Genomic DNA, 15,125 nt, shown 5'->3' on the forward strand with positions numbered 1-15,125 from the left:
GGGGGGGGCGGGGCGTACGGCGTCGTCCGCGTGCGGCTCGGCCGTGAAACTTTCACCAGCGGCCGCCACGGGCCGGTGGCCGCGCTCTCGCGGGGCCACCGGCCGCCCGATCGTCCGGATGGCGCGACGGGCGCCTAGGGGGTCAGGACCGCCGTGGTCTCGCAGCCCGCGAAGGCGTCGGCCTGCCCCGGCACGAGCCTGAGGTCGGACGTGCAGTGGTCGGTGCCGGCGCCGCCGTCGAGGCTGCCGCCGCCCTCGCCGGTGAGCCGGTCGTCGCCGCCCAGCCCCTGAACCTGGTCGTGGCCGCCGGAACCGTCGATGACGTTCGCCCCCGCGTTGCCGATGAGAACGTCGTTGGCGCGGGTCCCCTCCAGGTTCTCCACGTCCGCGGCGACGGTGTCCCTGGCTCCCGCGGGCCCGTCCTCCGAGCTGCCGTCGTCGCCGGTCACGCCGTCGAGGTCGGCCCGTACGCCGAGCCTGTTCGAGACCTCCGAATAGACGGCGGTGTCCGGGCCGCCGCCGCCCTGCAGCAGATCGCCGCCGAACCCGCCGATCAGCGTGTCGCCGCCGGAGCCGCCGGCCAGCCGGTCGGCCCCGTTGCCGCCCATCAGGCGGGCGGCCAGGCCGGTGGAGTTCGTGATCACGTCGTCGCCGTCCAGCCCGCGGATGACCATGGACCCGACGTTCGCGGACGAGCAGCGTGCCTCGTGCGGGGTCACCAGCGTGCACCCGGCGCCCACGGTGAGCGTGGCGGCGGGATCGGTGACCGTGAGGAACCCGCCGCCCGCGCTGACGGTGATCTGGTCGGCCACGCCGACGGGGGCGTCGTACTTGAGCACCCCCGCCGAACGCACCACACCGGGCTGGCAGTCGCCGTAGCAGGGGGCCGCCATCGCGGTCTGCACGGACAGGACGGCCGGCAGCGCGGCCAGCACCGCCGCGCCCCCGAGCACGCGCAGCGCGCCCCGCCTTCGATCACCCCTGAACATGTGCCGCTCCTGATGGCACTGACATGCGTGTCCCCTTTCGCCGTGCGGGTGGGTGCTCCATCGGCACCCACCCGGTAGGCGTTCCATCGGGTTCCACCACGCTCCGTCAGGCGCTCATCCGTGGCGGGATCCGGGCGGACGTCGCGAGCCCGGACGTCGCGAGCCTGGACGTCGCGAGCCCGGACGGTGCGTCACCAGGCGCGCGTGCGACCGACCCAGACGTTGCGGGCCTTGAAATAGGTGTCACCGGCGGGGCCTGGCTGGTCGTCCCAGCCGGGCCCGCCGGGCTCGATGCCGGAGGCCCAGGAGCCCATCTGCAGGTTGAGGATGAGCCGCTGGGGGACGCCGGCCCAGCCGACTCCGCGGTGGGTCGTCACGTATTCGCCGTTGAAGTAGTAGTCGAGCAGGACGTCGTCGCCCTCCTTGGTCATCCAGACCCGGTACTTGAACCAGGAGTCGGGGTTGTGGCCGCTGACCCGCTCGCGGGTGACGAACACGTCGTCGGACTGCTCCTCGCCCTCGTCGCCGCTGGAGGTCTGGTTCCAGGTGTTGAAGAGGTTGGTGGAATCTCCCACGTATTCGAGGATGTCGCTCTCCGGCGGCCAGGCCGGCCAGGTGCCGGTGATCCAGAAGGCCGGCCAGATGCCCTGCCCCGTCTGCGTGCGGAACTCGCCCTCGATGTCGTACTCGGGAAACTGGTCGTTGACCAGGATCTGCTCCTTGGCGTGGATGGCGCCCGAGCGGTACCACAGCGGCGCGTTCGGCGAGTGCGGGCTGAGGCCGTCGGGCGCGGCCAGCCGGGTCGCCGTCAGGGTCAGCACGCCCCCGGAGAGGGAGACCTGGCTGGCGTGCATCCTGGCGGCGCCGTTGTGGGTGTCGGGGTCGCCGTCCCAGGGATAGAGGTGATTCCACTCCTTGCCGAAGGCCGAAGAGCTGCTGAAGGAGGACTTCTCGATGATGTTCTCCCACGAGGCCGCGCCGCGGCGGTCGCGGGTCGCGGCCCCTGCTTCGCCGGGGACGAGGGAAAGCCCTAAGGACAGGCCGCCGACGGCCGCCGCGGAGGCCAGCAGCTGACGCCGGTTGATCGCTTGCTCGGACACTCTTCGCCTTTCTTCGAACACCTTCCTTGACATAAATGATCATGGTGAGTGCGGCGGGAGATGTCCATCGTTTGCGCGATCACACTCCGTGACGGGCGGACCGGCGGCGGCGCGCTGAACGTACGGCCAGGAAGAGACGGCTTGCGTCCGGAATACCATAGGGGGGTATAGTGTTCTTAGGGATGACGGACACGACGGGAGGGCAGGACATGGCCGGTTACAGCGGCAGCAAGCACGACCACGCGATGCGGCTGCGCCGCATCGAAGGGCAGGTGCGCGGCCTGCAGCGGATGGTCGAGGACGACAAATACTGCATCGACGTCCTGACCCAGGTGTCGGCCGCGACGAGCGCGCTGCAGTCGTTCGCCCTCTCGATGCTGGAGGAGCACCTGGCCCACTGCGTCGCCGAGGCCACGCTGAAGGGCGGCCCCGAGGCGGACGCGAAGATCAAGGAAGCCTCCGACGCCATCGCCAGACTTGTACGTTCCTGACCGGATTGAAGGAGAGATCGATATGAGCACCGCCACCTACACCGTCCAGGGCATGACCTGCGGCCACTGCGTCAGTTCTGTCAAAGAGGAGGTCGGCGACGTGCCCGGCGTGACCAGCGTCGAGGTCGACCTGGCCACCGGCCTGCTGACCGTGGGTAGTGACGGCCCGGTCGACGTGGCGAAGATCGTGGCCGCCGTGGAGGAAGCCGGATACGAAGTGGCAGGTCAGCCGTGAACACCGCAGCGCGACTCGGCGCGTACGCCCTGGGCCTGGTCGTCGTCTTCGGCGGCGCGCTGGGCGCGGGCAAGGTGGCCGGACCGGTCGGGGCGCCCCCGGCCGAGGACCACAGCGCCATGGCGGAGCCCGCCGCGAGCGCGGGGCACGACGCGCACGCCGCCGAGCCGGCGCAGGACGATACCCCCGGGGGGCTCCAGGTTTCCGAGAACGGCTACACCCTCATCCCGCTCACCGAAAAGCTGGAAAAGGGCGAGCCGACGGACTTCCGGTTCACCGTGGCGGGCCCCGACGGCAAGCCGGTCACCGACTACCAGGTCCAGCACGACAAGAAGCTGCACTTCATCGTGGTCTCCCGCGACCTGGGCAGCTTCCAGCACCTGCACCCCGCCGAGGCGGGCGGCGGCGTCTGGTCTGTCAGGCTCACGCTGCCGGCCGCGGGCACGTACCGCGCCTTCGCCGACTTCGCGCCGACCGGCGCCGAGGCCCTGACGCTGGGCACCGACCTGTACGCGGCCGGCGACTACGCGCCCAAGGCCCTGCCCGACACGGGCCGCACGGCCAAGGTGGACGGATACACCGTCACCCTCGGTGGCGACCTGACCCCCGGGCAGTCGAGCCGGCTCACCCTCAAGGTGGCCAAGGACGGCAAGCCGGTCACCGACCTGCAGCCCTACCTCGGCGCCTACGGCCACCTGGTGGCCCTGCGCGCCAACGACCTGGCCTATCTGCACGTCCACCCCGACGGCACGCCCGGCGACGGCAAGACCGCCGCGGGCCCCGAAATCGTCTTCTACGCCGAAGTGCCCAGCCGGGGCGACTACCGTCTGTTCCTGGACTTCCAGCACGAGGGCAAGGTCCGCACGGCGGGCTTCACCCTCGGCGCCGGGCCCAAGCCGGACATCCCCGCGCCCACGCCCAGCGGGCACGGCGACCACAGTCACTGAACGAGAGGAAGGAGAACGGTGATGACCTCGCTCACCGATGACCGGCAGAACGCGGTCGAACTCTCGATCGGCGGCATGACCTGCGCCTCGTGCGCCAACCGGATCGAGCGCAAGCTCAACAAGCTGGACGGTGTGACCGCCACGGTCAACTACGCCACCGAGAAGGCGAAGGTCACCTTCGCCGAGGGCGTCGAGCCGCAGCAGCTGATCGCCGAGGTGGAGAAGGCCGGCTACACGGCCGCGCTGCCCGCGCCTCCGGAGGCGGAGGCGGCCGGGCAGGAGCCGGCGGACGAGCTGCGCCCGCTGCGCGACCGGCTCCTCACGTCCGTGATCCTGGCCGTGCCGGTGATCGCGATGGCGATGATCCCGCCGTTGCAGTTCACGAACTGGCAGTGGCTGTCGCTGGTGCTGGCCGCTCCGGTGGTGGTGTACGCGGGCTGGCCCTTCCACAAGGCCGCCTGGACCAATCTCCGGCACGGCGCGGCCACCATGGACACGCTGATCTCCATCGGCACGCTCGCCGCGCTCGGCTGGTCGCTGTGGGCCCTGTTCTTCGGCACCGCTGGCACGCCGGGCATGACCCACCCCTTCGCGTTCACCATCGAACGCACCGACGGCTCGGGCAACATCTACCTTGAGGCCGCGGCGGGAGTCACCGCGTTCATCCTGGCCGGGCGCTACTTCGAGGCCCGCTCCAAGCGCCGGGCCGGCGCCGCGCTGCGGGCACTCCTGGAGCTGGGCGCCAAGGACGTGGAGCTGGCCGACGGCCGGCGGGTCCCGGTCGAGCAGCTCAAGGCCGGAGACCGGTTCGTGATCCGGCCGGGCGAGAAGATCGCCACGGACGGCGTCGTCGAAGAGGGGACGTCGGCGGTCGACGCCTCCATGCTGACCGGTGAGTCCGTTCCCGTCGAGGTGCGGCCCGGCGACGCCGTCACCGGCGCCACCGTGAACGCGGGCGGCAGGCTCGTGGTCCGGGCGACCCGGGTGGGCGCCGACACCCAGCTGGCCCAGATGGCCAAGCTGGTGGAGGCGGCCCAGACCGGTAAGGCCCAGGCGCAGCGGCTGGCCGACCGGATCTCCGGCGTCTTCGTGCCCGTCGTGATCGCCCTGGCCATCGGGACGCTCGGCTTCTGGCTGGGCACCGGCGACGGGGTGGGGGCGGCGTTCACCGCGGCGGTCGCGGTCCTGATCATCGCCTGCCCGTGCGCGCTCGGCCTGGCCACGCCGACGGCCCTGCTGGTCGGCACCGGCCGGGGCGCGCAGCTCGGCATCCTGATCAAGGGGCCGGAGGTGCTGGAGAACACCCGCAAGATCGACACCGTGGTGCTGGACAAGACCGGCACGGTCACCGAGGGCCGCATGACCCTCGTCGACGTCCACGTCGCCGACGGCGAGGACGAGACCGAGGTGCTGCGCCTGGCGGGTGCGCTGGAGCACGCCTCCGAGCACCCGATCGCCCAGGCCATCGCCAAGGGGGCGGCGGCACGGGCCGGCGAGCTGCCCGCGGCCGAGGACTTCGCGAACGTCGAGGGGCTCGGCGTGCAGGGCATCGTGGAGGGGCACGCGGTGCTGGTCGGGCGGCCCAAGCTGCTGGCGGAGTGGTCGCAGCACCTCACCCCGGACCTGGAGGCTTCGCTGCAGGCCGCTCAGGCCGCCGGCCGGACCGCCGTCGCGGTGGGCTGGGACGGCCAGGCCCGCGCGGTGCTCGTGGTGGCCGACGTGGTCAAGCCGACCAGCAAGGAGGCCATCGCCAGGCTCCGCGCGCTCGGGCTCACGCCGGTGCTGCTGACCGGCGACAACGAGGCCGTGGCCAGGACCGTCGCGGCGGAGGTGGGCATCGACGAGGTGATCGCCGAGGTCCTGCCCGCCGGCAAGGTGGACGTGGTCAAGGAGCTGCAGGACGAGGGCCGGATCGTGGCCATGGTCGGCGACGGGGTCAACGACGCGGCCGCCCTGGCCCAGGCCGACCTCGGGCTGGCCATGGGCACGGGCACCGACGCCGCCATCGAGGCCAGTGACCTGACCCTGGTCAGGGGCGACCTGCGGGTGGCCGCCGACGCGATCAGGCTGTCGCGCCGGACGCTCGGCACGATCAAGGGCAACCTGTTCTGGGCGTTCGCCTACAACGTGGCCGCCCTGCCGCTCGCGGCGCTCGGCCTGCTCAACCCGATGATCGCGGGGGCGGCGATGGCCTTCTCCAGCGTGTTCGTGGTGAGCAACAGCCTGCGGCTGCGCCGCTTCAAGTAGGACATGCCATGAACGGCTCCGGACCACACGGTCCGGAGCCGTTCGCATGAAGGTGGCCGGGCTGGGCGCGCGGCTTCGGCCGTCGTCAGCTCCAGCTGAGCCGCTCGTGCAGGAGCGCCTGCTGGGCCGGATTGGCGGTCAGCTCCAGTGCCCGCTCGTCGGCCTGCCGGGCCTCCGCGCGGCGTCCCGCGTCCCGGAGCAGCTCCGCCCGGGTGGCGTGGAAGAGGGGGTAGCGCTCCAGCGCCTGGTCCAGGCCGGCCAGCTGCGCCAGCGCCGCCTCGGCCCCCTTGGCGTAGCGCAGGGCGATGGCGCGGTGCAGCCGGGTGATGGGGGAGGGGGCCAGGTGCAGCAGCATGTCGTACAGGAGCAGGATCTGCGCCCAGTCGGTCAGCTCGAAACTGGCGGCCTCGGCGTGGCAGGCCACGATCGCCGCCTGCAACTGGTACGGCCCCGGCCGGCGATGCGTCCTGGCCGCCCGCACCAGTAGCGCGGTCGCCTCCTCGATCGCCTGCCGGTCCCACAGACCCCGATCCTGATCGGCCAGCAGCACGAGGCGGCCTCCGCCATCGAAACGGGCCGGCTCGCGGGCCCGGTGCAGCCGGATCAACGCCAGCAGCCCGGCCACCTCCGGCTCCTTCGGCATCAGGCCGGCCAGCAGCGTGGCCAGCCATTCCGCGTCGCCGGCCAGGTCCCGCGCGTGCGCGCGTTCGGCCGTGCTGGACAGGTAGCCCTCGTTGAAGAGCAGATAGATCACCGCCAGCACCTCGCCCAGCCGCCCGGGCAGCTCCTCCGCGCCCGGGACGCGGTACGGGATCCTCGCCTCGCCGATCTTCCGCTTCGCCCGCGTGATCCGCTGCGCCACCGTGGCCTCGGGCACCACGAACGCGGCGGCGATCTGCGCCGTGCTCAGCCCGCACACCACCCGCAGGGTGAGCGCGATCTGGGCCGGACGCGACAACGCCGGGTGGCAGCAGGTGAAGACCAGCCGCAGCCGGTCGTCGCGCTCGGCGGGCGCGGGCCAGGTGAGCTGGGCGAGCTTGGTGCGATGGTTGGACTCCCGCCGCAGCACGTCCAGGCCGCGCCGCCGGGCCACGGTGAACAGCCAGGCGTCCGGCCGGTCCGGCACGCCCTCGACCGGCCAGCGGCGCAGCGCCGTCTCGACCGCGTCCTGCACCAGGTCCTCGGCGGCGGAGAAGTCGCCCAGCAGCGACACCAGCGAGGCCGCCAGGCGGCTCGCGTGCTCGCGAACCACCCGCGCCAGCGCGTCGGCGCTCGACCGCTCGCGCACCTGACGGGTCGGCGGCTCCGGGCTCGGTCGCTCGTCCTCGGGCGTGTCCGGGCGCGGTCGCTCGTCCTCGGGCGTGTCCGGGCGCGGTCGCTCGCCCGCGGGCTCAGTCGGCGGGGCGGTCATGCGACGGGGCGGATCTCCACGAGCGGGCACGCCGGCCACGTCCGGGCCAGCTTCAGCGCCTCGTCCAGATCGGCCACCTCGACCTCGGCGAACCCGCTGACCACCTCCTTGCCCTCCACGAACGGCCCGTCGGTGATGACCGGTTCGCCGTCGCCCAGCCGCATCGTGGTCGCGGTGTGCACCGGTTGCAGGTGCGTGTGATGGGTGATCTTGTCGGCGTGCTCGGCGAACCAGCGGCCCACGGCCTCATAGGCGGTCGCCCGCTCGGGCTCGTCCATCGCCTCCAGCTTCTTGGCGAAGGCCTCGGTCTCGACGAACATCAGCACGTACTTCAACGCCCGATCTCCTTACGGTGTGGTGTGGTGTCAGCTTGCCGGGAGCACTGCGTACAGGTCGACACCGTTGCCGTCCGGGTCGGCCACGATCGCGCACCGCATGCCCCAGAAGGCGTCGAACGGCTCGGCGATCCCGCGATGGCCGGCCTCGACGAGCTCGGCGTACTTGGCGTCGACGTCGGCGGGCCCCTCGAACTCGAAGCACAGCAGGGTGCGCGGCCCGCCGGCCGGCGCGCTCCAGCCCGGCAGGAACGGCGTGCGGAACGCCTCCGTGTCCAGCATCACGTGCAGCCCGCCCGGCAGGTCGCAGCCGGCGTGCTCGGGCGTGCCCGGGTCGAGCTTGAACGCCAGCCCGAGGCGGGCGTAGAAGGCGATGGCGGCGTCCATGTCGGAGACCACGAGGTCGATGGTGTTCAGCGTCGGATTCATGACTCGCTCCCGGTCGAGGTCCTGGGGGCCGTATTCGCGGACGGCCTTCACCAGCAAGACGATCGGCGGTCACGCCGATACGACACCGGCGAGCAACTTCCTGAGGGACGTTCTGCGACGATCGCGTCATGAGAGGGGTCGTTCGCGGGGAGCGAAATCCTGGCTGCCTCGATCGGTGAAGGCTGCGGGGTTTGCGGCGGAGTAACGGTGTACCGGAAGAAGGGAATCGTTGCGGATGACCGCTCCCCCTGACACGCCGGCGAGGTTGGACGATGCGACGTTCATCGAAGAGTCGCTGCATCGTCCCCAAGCCTTCGCCGTGCTTTACGACCGCTATTTCGGCGACATATACCGCTATGTTGCCGGGCGTGCCGGGCCGCAGACGGCTGACGATCTCGCTGCTGAGACGTTCCTCGTGGCCTTTCGCAAGCGGGAGACGTTCGACCCGGCCCGTGGCGCCGTACGCCAGTGGTTGTACGGGATCGCGACCAACCTGGTGGCGCAGCACCGCAGGAGCGAGATGCGCAAGCTCGAAGCCCTGGCCAGGGCGCTGGCCGAGGTCCAGACCGAGGACGGGCACGAGGACCGGGTGACGGAGCGGATGGCCGCGGCCGGCGCCCAGCGGCGGCTCGTGGCGGAGCTGGAGAGGCTGCCCGACGGCGATCGCGACGTGCTGCTCCTGGTCGCCCTGGCCAACCTCAGCTATGAGGAGGTCGCGCAGGCCCTCGGCATCCCGTATGGCACGGTCGGCTCCCGCCTCAACCGGGTGCGCAGAAAGCTGCGAACGGCACTGTACGACATCACCGATGGGAGGACCGATGGCTGAGCACGACGATCACCAGGATGCCGGGCACCCGACGGGGCATCCGACGGGGCATCCGACCGGGCATCCGACCGGGCACCTGGCCGGGCATCTGGCCGAGCACGGAGAGCTGCGCGCGGTGCGCGACCTGCTCGGCCTGCCGGAGCCGTCGCTCGACACGGTGATCAACGGACGTGCCCGGTTGCTGGCCGAGATGGCTGGGGCGACTGCCTCCCCACCCGAAAAGACCGCGCCCGCCGGATCCACCGCGCCCGCCGGAATTATCGCGCCCGCCGGATCCACCGCGCCCGCCGGAATTATCGCGCCCGGCGGATCCACCGCGCCCGCCGCGCTCGGCAGGTCCACTGGGACGGGCGGCGGCACGCGGAAGAGGTGGCGGCGGCTGGCCGGGGGCGGGATGGGCCTGGCCGCGGCGGTGGCCGCGATCGTCGTGGGCACCGCCGTGGCGCTGCCGGGCGCCGAGATCACCGCGACGCCGCTCGGCACCCCGCCGCCGTCGGCCACGGCCTCGAAGGTCCCGGAGCCCCGACCGACCGCCAGCCAGATCCTGCTCGCCGCCGCCACGGCCATGGCCAGGGCGCGCGCGAGCGGCGACTACTGGCGCACCACCACGGTCAGCCAGTCGATGCGGGTCGACCCCACCGGCAGCTACGTGCTCCGGACGAGCAGGTCCGAGGAGATGTGGCTGGCACAGCGACCGGACTACCAGAGCTGGCGGATCACGCGGTACCTCGGCACCGAGCCGGCGACCCCCGAGGATCGGGCGGCCTGGCAGGCGGCGGGCGCGCCGGGCAGCTGGAGCTATCCCATGGGCAATACGAGCGAGACGGTCGAGGCCGCGGCGGAGGAGCCGAGGGCCGGGCGGCTGCGCGGCGGCTGGAAGGGCTCGGGCGGGAGCCTCACCAAGCAGCTGATGACCTGGAAGGAGCTGCGCGAGATCCCCGGCGAGCCGGACGAGCTGCGGGCCTACCTGGAGGAACGCATCACGAATCGGGCGAAGAAGTACCCGAGGGTCGATCTGAGCCGGGAGATGGAGTCGCGCCTGCGGGCCTCCTGCATGGAGATACTCGGCGGGCTGGCCGTGTCGCCCGAGGTCCGCGCTTCGGCGTTCCGCATCCTCGCCTCGCTGCCCGGCATGCGCGCGGAGGGCGAGGTGACCGACCCGCTGGGCCGTCGCGGGCAGGCGCTCGGCTACCAGGTGGACTCCGGCCAGGGCGAGGTGGTCGACGTCCGGTTCGTGGTGGATCCTGATGCCGGGCTTCCCCTCGCGCAGATGACGACCACCTCGGAGGAGCTCGCGGACGGCCGGCGGGCCGAGCTCAGCTACTCCACCGCCTACCAGGCCGTCGGCTGGACGGACGAGCGACCCGACCTGCCGGCCCGGCGGGATTGACCGGGCGGCGGGCCGCCACGCGCTCAGGCTGGCGGGCCGCCACGTGCTCGGCGGAGGGCCGGGAGGACCTTAGGCTGGAGGGTCGGGAGGACGGGGATGCCGGCAGTTCGCACAGGCGGGACGGGGGAGACGCCGCTGGTGTTCCTGCACGGCGGCTCCGGATCATGGCGGATGGGCGGCGAGCTGCTGGCCGCCCTGTCGCCGCACGTCCGCTGGTGGGCCGTGGACCTGCCGGGCCACGGCGACTCCCCGCCGGGCCGCTACGACCTGGCGGGCGCCGGCCGGGCGCTCGCCGGATGGGCCGCCGGGCTCGACCGTCCCGCGTGGTGGTACGGGCATTCGTACGGCGGGCAGGTCGCGCTGGCCGCCGCCGGGCTACGGCCCGAGGCGTTCGCCGGCCTGATCATCGGCGACGCCCCGCTGGCACCGGAGCGCATGTACCGGCTGCTGGAGCAGTCGGCCGGGCGGCTGCGGCGCTGGCGGGGGTGGTGCGGCCGGCCCGAGCCCGAGCTGCTGGAGCTGCTCGGCCGGGAGGACGCGGGCGGCCGGACCTTCGCCGACCTGCTGGGCCCCGCCCACCCGTACCTGGTGAACCTGGCGTACTCGCTGCACCGCCACGACCCCGGCTTCCTCGACGCGCTCCTGGATCATCCCGAGAGCGTCTACGGCGACCTCGGGCACGCGGGTGCCTGGCTCAGCGCGGTGCCGGGGCCGGTGCTGCTCCTGCGCGGCGATCCCGCCGCCGAGGCGCTGGCCGGCGACGACGACGCGTCACTCGTACGCGCGCACGGGGGAGAGGTCCGCACGGTGGCAGGCGTCGGGCACGGCCTGCACCACGCGGCCCCGCCGAGATCGCCGAGCACATCATCGCGTTCATCCGCGAGACCGAGCATCCGGCCGGCGGGCCGCGCCCAGACCGCCGGCGGTGAGCTCACCCGCGGCCCGAACGCATCGGCCCGAACGCATCGGCCCGAACGCATCGGCCCGAGCGCATCGGCCCGCCGCCGGCGGTCAGGCGGCCTGCCCGGTGGGCATGATGGTGACCTGCTGGAGGTTCACCCGCGGCGGCAGGCTCGCGACGAACCCGACGGTCCGCGCCACGTCCTCCGGCGTGAGCCACTCCATCTCCTGCTTGGAGCCCTCCAGCCAGGCCAGCGCGCCCTCGTCCGTGACGTGGCTCTGCAGCTCGGTCCCGACGATGCCCGGCTCGATCGCCGACACCCGGACGTTCTGCTGGCCCAGCTCGGCGCGCAGATGCCGGGACAGGTGGGTGACGTACGCCTTGGTCGCGGAGTACACGGCGAAGTTCGGGAAGATGTTCTGCGCCGCGATCGACGAGGTGTTGATCAGGTCGGCCACCCCGCGCCGGCCGGCCTCGATCAGCTGGGGGACGAACGCGCCGATGACGTTCATCAGGCCGGTGACGTTGAGGTCGATCTGGTGCTGCCACTGGCCGGCGGCCAGCTCCTCGATCGGGGCGGGCAGCATCACGCCCGCGTTGTTGAAGAGCAGGTCGGCACCGCCCAGCTCGGCAGCCACCCGATCGGCGGCCGCCCGCACCGCCGCCACGTCGGTCACGTCGGCGGCCAGCGCCAGGGCCTGGCCGCCGTTCTTGCCGATCCTGGCGACCAGATCGTCCAGCCGCTCCGCACGCCGGGCCAGGACGACGACCCGTGCGCCCAGCTCGGCCAGATGTTCGGCCGAGGCGGCGCCGATTCCGCTGGAGGCGCCGGTGACGACGGCGACGCGGCCGGCGAGCGGGAGGGCAGAGGTTCGCGTGGTCATGAGTGCACACCTTCCGAGGTGAGTGGGAGAGCACCGGCGGTCGCCGTGCCCTGTAACCAGCACACCAGCCGGCCGGCCGGCGCGGGCCGCCCGGCCGGGCCCTGACCAGGCAGGTCCGCGCGAGGCAGGTACTGGCAGGGCCACCCCCGCCGTGTGAGGGACCCGCCGGGAGTCGGCACACTGGGCGGATGGACCGTAGCCGCGAGCTCGCCGACTTCCTGCGCTCACGCCGTGCCCGGATCACCCCCGACCGCACGGGGCTGCCCGCCGACGGCCGGGCCCGCCGCGTGCCCGGCCTGCGCCGCGACGAGGTCGCCAGGCTGGCCGGCGTCAGCACCGAGTACTACACCCGCCTCGAACAGGGCCGCGCCGGCAACCCGTCATCCGAGGTCACCGAGGCACTCGCGCGGGCGCTCGACCTCGACCCGGCCGAGCGCGAGCACCTCATCGACCTGCTGGTCCGCCCCGCCCGGCGGGCCCCGATCAGCCCGCAGCGGGTCCGGCCGGGGCTCCATCTGATGTTGCAGACACTCGACAGCGTGCCGGCCTTCATCCTCGGCCGCCGTACGGACGTCCTGGCCGCCAACCGCCTCGCCCGCGAGGTACTGACCGACTTCGACGCCCTTCCCGTGCCGCACCGCAACCTCGCCCGCTACTACCTGCTGGACCCGGCGGCGCGCAGCCGTACCGGCGACTGGGAGCGCATCGCCGCGGAGACCGTCGCCATCCTGCGCCTCGAAGCCGGCCGCTACCCGCACGACCGCCGCCTCGCCGACCTCGTCGGCGAGCTGACGCTGCGCTCGCCCGAGTTCAGCTCGTGGTGGAACGACCACCGCGTGCTGCGCCGCACGCACGGCACCAAGCTCTACCACCACCCCCTCGTCGGCGAGCTGCACTTCTCCTACGAGTCCCTCCAGCCTCCCGGCGACACCGACCAGACCCTGTGCGTCTACAACGTCGAGCCCGGCTCGCCGACCGCCCGGGCCCTGCAGCTCCTCGCCGGCTGGACAGGGGACGTCGGCGCGGCCACGTGATCAGCGGATGCCGGGAAGCGACCGGCGGCCTGCCGGGCGCCTACACTTATGGCTCATATGTTCGGACGAGACACGTGCAGGAGATCAAAGTGGCCGACGTCGTCCTCTTTCATCACGCCCAGGGCCTCACCTCAGGGGTCGCCGCCTTCGCCGAGGCGCTTCGCGGTGACGGGCACCTCGTGCACACGCCCGATCTCTACGACGGCCAGACCTTCGACACGCTGGAGGCGGGCCTGGCGCATTTCGACAAGCTCGGCGTCGACGAGCTCCTGGCGCGCGGTGCCCGCGCGGTCGCCGACCTGCCGGCCGAAGTCGTCTTCATCGGGCTCTCCCTGGGCGTGCTGAACGCGCAGCGGCTCGCCCAGACGCGGCCCGGCGCCCGCGGCGCCGTGCTCGTCGACTCGTGCGTCCCCGTCTCCTACTTCGGGGCGTGGCCCGCCGAGGTTCCGGTACGGATCCACGCCATGGACGCCGACCCCATCTACAACGACGAAGGGGACGCCGAGGCGGCCCGCGGGCTGGTCGAGGAGGCTCCCGACGCCGAGCTGCACCTGTATCCCGGAGACCGGCACAACTTCGCCGACAATTCGCTGCCGTCCTACGACGCCGAGGCCGCCGGGCTGCTGCTGGAGCGTACGCTGGCGTTTCTCCGGTCGCGGTAGGCGGGCGCCGATCGTCCGGCGGCCGGGCCGCCGGGAGCGGGTGCGTCACATCGGCCGGCTCACCCGCTGGTGCCGGTGAGCTCGTTCGGGCTGCGCGGCAGCGTCGCGGTCTTGCGGACCGTCCCGGAGGCGAGGTCGATCGCGTGCAGCCGCTTCCCGGCCGGGTCGCTCACGTAGACCGTCCGACCGCGGGCGAAGATGTTCGGCCGGGGCTGCTGCCAGTCCAGCGGCTCGGTCCACTGGTCGAGCACCTTGACGGTTTTGACGGTCTTCGCCGTCGCCGGGTCGATCACGTGTACGGCGCCGTCGGTGCCGAGGACGAGCGCCTCGCCCTGCGGGCCGCGGGCCAGGGAGCGGAAGGTGTAGCTGGTGCCGAGCTCCGCCAGCCGCATCTTCCCGCCCGCCGTGTCGATGAGCGAGACCTGGGTGGGGCGCTCCAGCTCGGCGTCGGGGTCCTTCTTGTAGTCCCCGAGCACGACGGGGGAGACGTCGGAGCCGGACTGGTTGCCGATCCGCCCGTACGCGTCCGGGCTGGCGATCTTGGTGATCTCGCCGTCCTTGTAGAGCAGGACGCCGTCCTCGCAGCCGATCACGACGGCCTCGCCCCGCGCGGTGGCCTCGCCGTGCACCCCGGGGCAGTCCTCGCTGCGGGTGATCTCCTTGCGGTCCCGGCCGAGGACGATGATGCCGGTGCGTTTCTCCTCGGTGCCGAGGGTGACGACGAGCTCGCCGTTCGCCAGCTGGATCGCGACGCCGTGGTGCGGCGCGGCGGCGGTGTAGACCTCGCCCTTCGGCAGGCCGGCGGCCAGCTCCTGCGGCTTGAAGATCGTCACCTCGCCGGTGCCGTCCGCGAACAGGACGGTCGCGCCGGCGTGCCTGACGACGTGACCGGGCTTGGCGCCCTTGAACTCGTCGTTCTTCAGGGTCGCGGAGGCGGCGTCGAGCACGCGGAATCCGGTGGCGGTGGAGACCAGGACGTGCCGCTCGTCGCCGGCGGGGTTGACCCGGTTGTACCCGGGGAGGGGGATGTCCCCGGCGAGCTCCAGGCTCTGCCCGTCGACGACGTACAGGCCGCCGTCGTAGGTCAGGACGACGGGGTCCGTCACCGGTTCGCGGGCGGCGGCGGGTGCCGCCGCCGGATTCGGGGTGGCGGGCTGCTGGGATCCGCAGGCGGCGAGCAGGAGGCTCGCCGCGAGCAGCATCGCCGGGGTGGTCCGTGGCCGGACTGTCATGTTTCGTACGCC

The 15,125-nt window shown here is 72.6% G+C and carries 15 protein-coding genes and 1 pseudogene; 9 read left to right on the forward strand and 7 right to left on the reverse strand.

What is annotated here, in order from left to right:
- Nucleotides 1-134: 134 nt before the first annotated feature.
- Nucleotides 135-989: a calcium-binding protein gene (locus ETD85_RS20785; protein WP_138691414.1), complete on the reverse strand. Its 855-nt coding sequence runs from the start codon at nucleotides 987-989 to the stop codon at nucleotides 135-137.
- A 191-nt stretch (nucleotides 990-1,180) separates the two neighbouring features.
- Nucleotides 1,181-2,089: a glycoside hydrolase family 16 protein gene (locus ETD85_RS20790; RefSeq protein ID WP_138691415.1), complete on the reverse strand. Its 909-nt coding sequence runs from the start codon at nucleotides 2,087-2,089 to the stop codon at nucleotides 1,181-1,183.
- A gap of 209 nt (nucleotides 2,090-2,298) precedes the next feature.
- Here ETD85_RS20790 and ETD85_RS20795 point away from each other — a divergent pair, with 209 nt between their 5' ends.
- Genes ETD85_RS20795 through ETD85_RS20810 form a run of 4 tightly spaced genes read left to right on the forward strand, consistent with a single transcriptional unit; the run spans nucleotide 2,299 to nucleotide 6,009 of the window.
- On the forward strand, nucleotides 2,299-2,580 hold the full coding sequence (locus tag ETD85_RS20795) for a metal-sensitive transcriptional regulator (RefSeq protein WP_138691465.1): 282 nt from the start codon (nucleotides 2,299-2,301) through the stop codon (nucleotides 2,578-2,580).
- A 22-nt stretch (nucleotides 2,581-2,602) separates the two neighbouring features.
- On the forward strand, nucleotides 2,603-2,815 hold the full coding sequence (locus ETD85_RS20800; RefSeq protein ID WP_138691416.1) for a heavy-metal-associated domain-containing protein: 213 nt from the start codon (nucleotides 2,603-2,605) through the stop codon (nucleotides 2,813-2,815).
- Complete coding sequence (locus ETD85_RS20805) at nucleotides 2,812-3,762, forward strand: hypothetical protein (RefSeq protein WP_138691417.1); 951 nt, start codon at nucleotides 2,812-2,814, stop codon at nucleotides 3,760-3,762. Before ETD85_RS20800 ends, ETD85_RS20805 begins: the two co-directional genes overlap by 4 nt.
- A 21-nt stretch (nucleotides 3,763-3,783) precedes the next feature.
- Nucleotides 3,784-6,009: a heavy metal translocating P-type ATPase gene (locus tag ETD85_RS20810; protein ID WP_138691418.1), complete on the forward strand. Its 2,226-nt coding sequence runs from the start codon at nucleotides 3,784-3,786 to the stop codon at nucleotides 6,007-6,009.
- An 85-nt stretch (nucleotides 6,010-6,094) separates the two neighbouring features.
- Here the strand turns inward: ETD85_RS20810 and ETD85_RS20815 are convergent, their stop codons facing one another.
- From ETD85_RS20815 to ETD85_RS20825, 3 genes are read right to left on the reverse strand one after another with little or no spacing between them, the layout of a single operon-like run.
- Nucleotides 6,095-7,420, reverse strand: a complete 1,326-nt coding sequence (locus ETD85_RS20815; RefSeq protein ID WP_138691419.1) for an RNA polymerase sigma factor — start codon at nucleotides 7,418-7,420, stop codon at nucleotides 6,095-6,097.
- On the reverse strand, nucleotides 7,417-7,746 hold the full coding sequence (locus tag ETD85_RS20820) for a YciI family protein (protein ID WP_240779273.1): 330 nt from the start codon (nucleotides 7,744-7,746) through the stop codon (nucleotides 7,417-7,419). Before ETD85_RS20820 ends, ETD85_RS20815 begins: the two co-directional genes overlap by 4 nt.
- 39 nt (nucleotides 7,747-7,785) lie before the next feature.
- On the reverse strand, nucleotides 7,786-8,184 hold the full coding sequence (locus ETD85_RS20825; RefSeq protein ID WP_138691420.1) for a VOC family protein: 399 nt from the start codon (nucleotides 8,182-8,184) through the stop codon (nucleotides 7,786-7,788).
- Between the two features lie 235 nt (nucleotides 8,185-8,419).
- Between ETD85_RS20825 and ETD85_RS20830 the strand changes: the two genes are divergently transcribed.
- From ETD85_RS20830 to ETD85_RS67515, 3 genes and pseudogenes are all read left to right on the forward strand, one after another.
- On the forward strand, nucleotides 8,420-9,010 hold the full coding sequence (locus tag ETD85_RS20830) for an RNA polymerase sigma factor (RefSeq protein ID WP_138691421.1): 591 nt from the start codon (nucleotides 8,420-8,422) through the stop codon (nucleotides 9,008-9,010).
- Nucleotides 9,003-10,400, forward strand: a complete 1,398-nt coding sequence (locus ETD85_RS64705; RefSeq protein ID WP_206058427.1) for a hypothetical protein — start codon at nucleotides 9,003-9,005, stop codon at nucleotides 10,398-10,400. The genes ETD85_RS20830 and ETD85_RS64705 overlap by 8 nt, the downstream gene beginning before the upstream one ends.
- 171 nt (nucleotides 10,401-10,571) lie before the next feature.
- Nucleotides 10,572-11,186 (forward strand): annotated as a pseudogene (locus ETD85_RS67515) (alpha/beta fold hydrolase); the annotation flags it as partial.
- A gap of 225 nt (nucleotides 11,187-11,411) precedes the next feature.
- Here the strand turns inward: ETD85_RS67515 and ETD85_RS20850 are convergent.
- On the reverse strand, nucleotides 11,412-12,185 hold the full coding sequence (locus ETD85_RS20850; RefSeq protein WP_138691423.1) for an SDR family oxidoreductase: 774 nt from the start codon (nucleotides 12,183-12,185) through the stop codon (nucleotides 11,412-11,414).
- Between the two features lie 188 nt (nucleotides 12,186-12,373).
- Here ETD85_RS20850 and ETD85_RS20855 point away from each other — a divergent pair, with 188 nt between their 5' ends.
- Both ETD85_RS20855 and ETD85_RS20860 read left to right on the forward strand, forming a co-directional pair.
- Complete coding sequence (locus ETD85_RS20855) at nucleotides 12,374-13,219, forward strand: helix-turn-helix transcriptional regulator (protein WP_138691424.1); 846 nt, start codon at nucleotides 12,374-12,376, stop codon at nucleotides 13,217-13,219.
- A gap of 89 nt (nucleotides 13,220-13,308) precedes the next feature.
- A complete protein-coding gene (locus tag ETD85_RS20860; protein WP_138691425.1) occupies nucleotides 13,309-13,881 on the forward strand; it encodes a dienelactone hydrolase family protein in 573 nt (190 codons plus the stop codon).
- Between the two features lie 59 nt (nucleotides 13,882-13,940).
- Here the strand turns inward: ETD85_RS20860 and aztD are convergent, their stop codons facing one another.
- Nucleotides 13,941-15,113, reverse strand: coding sequence for a zinc metallochaperone AztD (gene aztD / locus ETD85_RS20865; protein WP_138691426.1), 1,173 nt, complete (start codon nucleotides 15,111-15,113; stop codon nucleotides 13,941-13,943).
- Nucleotides 15,114-15,125 lie beyond the last annotated feature (12 nt).

The sequence above is a fragment of the Nonomuraea zeae genome, from assembly GCF_005889725.1.
Classification (GTDB): Bacteria; Actinomycetota; Actinomycetes; order Streptosporangiales; family Streptosporangiaceae; genus Nonomuraea; species Nonomuraea zeae.

Excerpts from the sequence above, each read along its gene's own strand:
- ETD85_RS20785 (WP_138691414.1), bottom strand. The coding sequence starts at position 989 with ATGTTCAGGGGTGATCGAAGGCGGGGCGCGCTGCGCGTGCTCGGGGGC.
- ETD85_RS20795 (WP_138691465.1), top strand. The coding sequence starts at position 2,299 with ATGGCCGGTTACAGCGGCAGCAAGCACGACCACGCGATGCGGCTGCGC.
- ETD85_RS20800 (WP_138691416.1), top strand. The coding sequence starts at position 2,603 with ATGAGCACCGCCACCTACACCGTCCAGGGCATGACCTGCGGCCACTGC.
- ETD85_RS20810 (WP_138691418.1), top strand. The coding sequence starts at position 3,784 with ATGACCTCGCTCACCGATGACCGGCAGAACGCGGTCGAACTCTCGATC.
- ETD85_RS20815 (WP_138691419.1), bottom strand. The coding sequence starts at position 7,420 with ATGACCGCCCCGCCGACTGAGCCCGCGGGCGAGCGACCGCGCCCGGAC.
- ETD85_RS20825 (WP_138691420.1), bottom strand. The coding sequence starts at position 8,184 with ATGAATCCGACGCTGAACACCATCGACCTCGTGGTCTCCGACATGGAC.
- ETD85_RS20830 (WP_138691421.1), top strand. The coding sequence starts at position 8,420 with ATGACCGCTCCCCCTGACACGCCGGCGAGGTTGGACGATGCGACGTTC.
- ETD85_RS64705 (WP_206058427.1), top strand. The coding sequence starts at position 9,003 with ATGGCTGAGCACGACGATCACCAGGATGCCGGGCACCCGACGGGGCAT.
- ETD85_RS20850 (WP_138691423.1), bottom strand. The coding sequence starts at position 12,185 with ATGACCACGCGAACCTCTGCCCTCCCGCTCGCCGGCCGCGTCGCCGTC.
- ETD85_RS20855 (WP_138691424.1), top strand. The coding sequence starts at position 12,374 with ATGGACCGTAGCCGCGAGCTCGCCGACTTCCTGCGCTCACGCCGTGCC.
- aztD (WP_138691426.1), bottom strand. The coding sequence starts at position 15,113 with ATGACAGTCCGGCCACGGACCACCCCGGCGATGCTGCTCGCGGCGAGC.